Below are 6,729 nucleotides of genomic sequence, written 5' to 3'. Positions count from 1 at the left end.
GTAGAGAATGAACTTAATAACAGGCCAAGAAAAAGACATGATTTTCAAACACCAAATCAAATTTTTAATCAATTAACTAACCATCAAGAAGTTGCATTTGTAACTTGAATCCTGCTCTTTTTTAAATTTAACTGACATCAAATTGAGATAAATATTACTTCGATAAAGGTCTGACTTTCTATGCCAAAAAGTGTTACATAAATTTTGGAAAATGTTACATAAATCACACATTTTTGTGTAATTTATGCCCAATAAAGCGAAAAAATGAGAAGCGAGAACTACTTATTTTAAGTAGTTCATTGTGATTAGAAAACAGTTCAACACACTAATTGTAAACCTTTTAGCATTGTAGGCCCATCCCAAACCAATGATAGTCATTACAGTAAAGCAAGCTCCCGTTCTTCATTTATGATTTTTTAGGGACTTACCCTAAAAGGGACAAAAAACCGTAGTTTATATGCTTTTCTAAAAAGCATACATCTATCTATTAATGCAATTCAAAGCAAGAAAAAAGACAACGATTTTGACATCCGCTCTTTTTAGGGGAATGAAATTTTTCAGGAAAAGTGGGATTGTTAATTGGGGTAGCGGCTAAACTTTATTTTTTAAGCCATTTTTCAATTTTCGCAGTTTCAAAGGGACTGAACTCTTCTACGTATTTCCCTTCTTTGTCCAAGAAGACAAGCTTAGGGCGTTTTTTGGTAAAAAACCCTTCCAAAACCGATGTTTCGGGATAATCTGCGTAAAAATGTGCGTCTTTTTGAGGATTGGACCAATGGCACATCAGCACTTCCTTCCAACTTTCAAAGCGATTTCGGGCGCATACCGTAAGAAAGCGCACGGTACTTTTGTCGTATTTTTTTGCAAGTAAAGCCACCGCAGAGAGTGCCAATTGACAACTATCCTCCCACGTATTCCAAATCAAAACCAAAGTTGGGGAGCCTTTGGGGATTACTAAAGTTGTTTGTGTACTGTCCGATTTTAACAATGGAATAGGCGGAATCGACGCTCCTGCTTTCGCTTTTTGCATGGACCAATTAGCGTAATGAACCTCTTTTAAGTGCTTTGAATTGGGGAAGTCGCGTTCAAATCGTTCGAGGAGTCCCTGAGAACCAGAATCATTGAACCAATTGCTCCGTAAAATAGTGGAAAGTAACGCTTCACGGGTTTGAGGCAGTCGACTCAGTTCACGATCCACAGCATCATAAAATTCGGCGACTTTTTCACTGAGGTTGTTTTTCTGGTTAAAGTAATTAATATTACCCCCCAAATGGCTCGTTAAAGAAAACAGATAATCCCAAGATAGAATCGCGTCTTCGTGTGGCACAATCCGAAAAGGAGGCCGATAGGTGGTTTCATTATTGGGAATAAAAATCCGCTGCTGCCGCCCCACGATAATGTCCTTTATTCTTTCAAACATATCGTCAGTCCAATCTTTAGTTTGAACAAAAAACTGAACTCGTTGATATTGTTGGGCTTCCAAGGCTGCCTTTACGAATATATTTTGGGTAGTATCGGTCGTGTCCTGCGTGGTTTGATACAGATGCCATTTTTCATCGGCCATGTCTCTCATAAAATTGGCATATAGATCATCTGCTACTTTCCGCATCAAGGGTTTCTGGCGCAAAGAATCTTTACTCAAAATACCAATTTCCCGCAAAAAACGGTTGACTTTGGCCGCATTATCTTCGCCCTCAAAAATAAATTTGCTTCCTTTTTCAATACAATTAATTTTTTCCCCAGGGCGAAGAAAAAAATCAATGGAAGTCACCATTGTCGAATCTTGAAAAAATGCGATGTTTTTAACCCCAGATTTACGAATGGCAAAAGTATAAATAACTATTCCTGCTGAGTCCGTGCGGGTGGTCGTTGAATCTAACACTATCCGCCTTGCCGGTGCCTTTCCATTTTCTATTCGAATAGAACTCGCCTGTAAATCGGGTTTATCAAATCTGATTTTCAAAATCGCAGGTTTCACCTGCCCGAAGCTGTAAGAAGCAAAAAAAACAACCGTACTGATGACTTTAAAAGCAATAAGAAATTTCATGCCTGTAGCTGATTGAAAATCAGTACAAATTAAACTAAAATTGGCCTGTATTATCTATAGTTCAACCAAAAATAACGTTGGCAACGATTTGGACAGAACCAAAACGTTGCCAACGTTTGTGAGCTTTCGCTTGTACCTATATATATGCCGCAATTGTTTCTTCAGAATACCCTCCGCTGGAAGTCATTCCTTTCCCTCCGATTCCCGTGATGATCCGGATATTTTCATCAATATCATACTCATAAATTTCATCAGTCGTTTGACTGTAAAAGCCTGCCCAACTGCTTTGAATACGTTCTACCGGTAAGTCAACAATCCGCTTGGCTTCCTCAATCATTAACTGATTAATGTAATCATTAATGTGGTATCCTAAATCATTTACGTGTTGTGCTCCGGCGTACTCGTGCGAATCGCCCATCACGATTGACCCATCCACCGCCTGTTTAAACAATATGTGAATTCCCCATTTTTTGAGCTCCTCATAATGTGCCGGTGTCGTAAGGTTGGCATAAGAAGGAAGCTGTTGAAAAGATTCATAGCGCCGGATAGTCAGTCCCGTCAGGAGATTCCCCTTCATGGTTAATTCAGGGAACTGTACAGTCTGAAGCATTTGTAATTTACTTACCACTAAGCCACTCTGTGCAAACAAATCGGGGTACAACATCCGAAACTCGTGTCCATTGCAAATCAGCACTTTTTCGGCTTCAAATTGCTGCCGATTCGTGAGCCGCACCTGTACCTTGTCGTTGGTAGTTTGGCACTCCATCACGTTGGCATTGTTAAGATAAGTAACTCCTGCCTGTTCGACGCAATACCCCAAAAATCGTTGCATCAGCAACGGCGAGTCGACAGTAAATTCATTTGGAAAAAAAATGGCACCTACCGGGTAGCTCTTCTGAAGATAAGGATACTTCTCAAGGCAGGTTTCCCGACTCAATAATTCGCAGGGATAATTTACTTTTTGGTAATAGTCGTACAGCTCGTTTGCCAACTGCCATTCGTCGGCATCGGAAGCAATGTAGACCGAACCATTTTTACGGAAAGTTAAGTCCGTTTTTGCCTGAAGTTCCCCGTACAATTCCAAACTCCGTTGGCCGTAGTTAAACCAGCGTCCGGCAAGTCCTGAGGGTACTACCTGTCCGAAGTTTCGAACAGTGGCTCCTACCGGAAAATTATCTTTTTCTAAAAGTAAAACTGATTTGTTGCGTCGAGCGGCATGATAGGCATGAAACGTGCCCATAATTCCCCCACCAACGACGATTAGGTCAAAATGAGTCTGCATTAACTTTTACTTTTAACCTTTGTACCTTCTATTACATTAATAATTTCGTCGATAGAGCCAATCAGTGCATCGTGCGGGTGCGAAATCAGTTGCTCCGTTGTATGCGTACCATTGGTTACTCCCAAATTAAGAAATACCCCGGCGGCATGACCTGATTGCAAATCGGAAGGGGTATCCCCTGCATTAATGACGCGCTTCGGGTCACTGACACCCAGCAGTCGCATCGCCTTTTGAATCATCAAAGGATGCGGGCGGCCCAACTCCACTTCGTCACTCGAAATGGAAGCCTGAATCATCGAAGAAGGAGTACCGACGCGGTTTTCATCCAGTCCTTCGAGCCATCCTAATTTCTCCAAAATAATGTCCGTTACGACTCGATAAAAACCCGTAGTTAACGCTATTTTTATTTGATTTTCATGCAGATAGTTAAACAATGCTAAACACCCCTCTGTCGGAGTAACGGGATGCGTATGGTAGTGTTTTTCCAGAATTTCTTTGAATAAGGCATACGATTCATCTACGCGTTTCTCTACTTCGGGATGAGATTCCCCGAGTTGTTTTCTCCAAAAAAGCTGGAATACAAATCGTTTGGCTAAACCCTGTACCGCTAAGATTTCTGCATCTGTAGCTTCAATACCCGTAAGGCGTGCCGCCTTTGCAAAACAGGCCTCTACCTCGTGTTGGTCAGTAACGGTAGTCCCAGCCATGTCCAAAACTACCAACTCTATCTGTTGACTCATTCTAATTAAGTGTAATTACAAAGTTAAAGTGCAAAGGTCTAAAAAAATATACATACTAAACAAAACATTTTTTCAGTTCATTTGTTTTGATTTTCTCATATCTACATAACTACCTATCAATTAGTACATTATCTATAACACCTCTATTCTTTACATTAACTTAACACGAACTTAATTTTTAAGTAATACTACACTGGTACATTTGCCGGATATACCACCCAACATATCTTTCATTCATCTTTCCAAACACTCTATTTTATGGTACAAAAACTACCCCAACTTGCGTTGAAAGTACTTGCCTTTTGTCTTTTAGTTACTTTTAGCGCCGTTGCCCAAAAGTCAGTCACGGGTACAGTGACTGCCGACGACAACAACCCGCTTCCGGGTGTAAGTATTATTGTGAAAGGAACCAATCGTGGCGTAAATACAAACGGAGAAGGAAAATTTCAAATCAGTGTATCACCTGAGAATGTGTTGGTTTTCTCGTTTGTAGGTTATACCGCTCAGGAAATCACCGTTGGAAACCGTTCTACGATTGATTTGAAAATGAGCCAGGACCTCAAACAGCTTCAAGAGGTCGTGGTTACTGCCCTTGGAATCAAAAAAGACATTCGTCGTACGGGTGTCTCCATTCAGGGGATTGACGCTAGCCAAACGATAAAAGCACGTGAGCCTAATCCTATCCAAGGTTTGGTGGGAAAAGTAGCTGGTTTAACAATTGGTATGAGCGCAGAAATGCTTCGCCGCCCACAAGTTGTTTTGAGAGGTAATTCTGATGTTTTGTATGTAGTAGATGGTGTGCCAATCAACTCTGATACTTGGAATATTAGCCCAGACGACATCGAGAATTACTCTGTGCTAAAAGGTGCATCAGCATCGGCTTTGTACGGTTTCCGTGGTAAAAACGGAGCGATTTTGATTACCACCAAACGCGGTTCCAAAGATAAGCGTGGCTTTTCAGTCGATTTCAATTCTTCGACCATGTTCGACAACGGCTTCAACGCCATTCCAAAAGTGCAAGACCTCTACGGTCCTGGAGACCACGGTGTGTATGAATTCGTAGATGGACGTGGTGCTGGTAAAAACGACGGTGACTACGACGTATGGGGACCCCGTTTTGACGGTCAGTTGCTACCTCAGTACGATAGCCCTGTTGATCCAATTACTGGAAAGCGCCAAGGTACGCCCTGGACAGCACGTGGCAAAGACAACCTAACACGCTACCTAAAAACAGGTGTTCTTTCAACAAACAACGTAGCAGTATCTGCCTCTGGCGACAAGTATAACGCGCGATTTTCTCTTTCGAATACCTACCAAAAAGGGATTGTGCCAAATACCAAACTCAACAGTACTACTTTCAATACTTCGTTTGATTACAAGTTTAGCAAGCGCCTTACTTTTGAGTCAAATTTGCAATATAACCGCCAGCAGTCGCCTAATATACCTGATGTAAATTACGGCCCTAACTCCATGATTTACAACATCATTATCTGGGCAGGCGCCGACTGGTCAATGGATGATATGCGCAACTACTGGCAGCCTGGCAAAGAAGGTGTACAGCAAATCTATGCGGAGTACCAGCGCTACAACAACCCGTATTTTATGTCGTATGAGTGGTTGCGTAGCCACAATAAAACCGATATTATTGGGCAGGTGGCTATGAAGTACCAGATTGCCAATGGCATTGAGGCTACATTACGTACGCAGATTTCTACTTGGAATACACTCCGCACTGAGAAGTTTCCTTTTTCGATGGGTACTTATGGGCGTGACGAACGCCGTGGAGATTACCGCGAAGACCAACGCAACTTGTTCGACAACAATACAGAATTGTTGGTTAAAATTGACAAAAAGATTGGTAACGATTTCTCTATCAATGGCTTTGTGGGTGGTAATACGCGCACTTTCAATTACAACTATAATTTTACCACTACCGATTATCTGAACGTGCCAGGAGTTTATAGCTTTGCTAACTCGGCCAATCCAGTTCGTATCAATAACTTCCGTTCGGCTATGGGTGTTAATTCGGCCTATTATTCGGCTGACTTTACCTACAAAAACTTCGTAACAGTCTCTACTACTGGCCGAATGGATCAATTATCTACCTTGCCGAAAGGTAACAATACGTTCTTTTATCCATCAGTAGCGGCAAGTTTTGTTGTTTCTGATTTGGTAGAAAACTTAGGCCCAATCTCATTTTTGAAGTTCAGAGGTTCGTATGCCAACGTTAAAGACGGTTTAACGCAATCTTCATACACTGGAATCAATCTGGGTTATGGTGAATCCTATTCGTCGTCTTACGATGGACCATCTTACCAAAATTCTGCAGTATATAGCACCCCTTTGGTTTACAATAATCAACCTGCTGCCTATTATACAAATACCCTGAACAACGAACAAATAAAGCCAAACTCAACCTCGCAAATTGAATTTGGTACAGATGTTCGTTTCTTAAACAACCGCCTTACTTTGGATGCCGCCTATTTTGTGTCAAACGACGGCCCACGTATCTTCAACCTGCCTTTGTCGAACACAACAGGTTACTCGGCGGCGTTGGTAAACGGTATCAAAACGCAGAAAAAAGGCGTTGAACTTTCGGTAACGGGTACGCCTATCAAAAATGTCCGTGGTTTTACGTGGGAGGTGCTAGCTAACTGGTC

The 6,729-nt window shown here is 41.7% G+C and carries 4 protein-coding genes; 1 reads left to right on the top strand and 3 read right to left on the bottom strand.

The genetic code is table 11. The annotated features are described in order from the left end of the window. Positions 1–598: 598 nt before the first annotated feature. The 3 genes from Q0081_RS23960 to Q0081_RS23950 form a co-directional block, all read right to left on the bottom strand. Entirely contained in the window at positions 599–2,047 is a 1,449-nt protein-coding gene (locus Q0081_RS23960; RefSeq protein WP_298359754.1) for a hypothetical protein, read from the bottom strand. A gap of 136 nt (positions 2,048–2,183) precedes the next feature. After that, entirely contained in the window at positions 2,184–3,329 is a 1,146-nt protein-coding gene (locus Q0081_RS23955; RefSeq protein ID WP_298359751.1) for a TIGR03364 family FAD-dependent oxidoreductase, read from the bottom strand. Further along, positions 3,329–4,069, bottom strand: coding sequence for an HAD family hydrolase (locus Q0081_RS23950; protein WP_298359748.1), 741 nt, complete (start codon positions 4,067–4,069; stop codon positions 3,329–3,331). The genes Q0081_RS23955 and Q0081_RS23950 overlap by 1 nt, the downstream gene beginning before the upstream one ends. 258 nt (positions 4,070–4,327) lie before the next feature. Here Q0081_RS23950 and Q0081_RS23945 point away from each other — a divergent pair. Continuing rightward, a partial coding sequence (locus Q0081_RS23945) for a SusC/RagA family TonB-linked outer membrane protein (RefSeq protein WP_298359745.1) occupies positions 4,328–6,729 on the top strand: 2,402 nt, incomplete at its 3' end.

Origin of the sequence: Runella sp., from assembly GCF_027484545.1 — a bacterium.
In the GTDB taxonomy this organism is placed as follows: domain Bacteria; phylum Bacteroidota; class Bacteroidia; order Cytophagales; family Spirosomataceae; genus Runella.
The sequence above is the reverse complement of the archived record's forward strand: the minus strand, read 5'-3'. Positions and strand labels throughout refer to the sequence as shown.

Excerpts from the sequence above, each read along its gene's own strand:
- Q0081_RS23960 (WP_298359754.1), bottom strand. The coding sequence starts at position 2,047 with ATGAAATTTCTTATTGCTTTTAAAGTCATCAGTACGGTTGTTTTTTTT.
- Q0081_RS23955 (WP_298359751.1), bottom strand. The coding sequence starts at position 3,329 with ATGCAGACTCATTTTGACCTAATCGTCGTTGGTGGGGGAATTATGGGC.
- Q0081_RS23950 (WP_298359748.1), bottom strand. The coding sequence starts at position 4,069 with ATGAGTCAACAGATAGAGTTGGTAGTTTTGGACATGGCTGGGACTACC.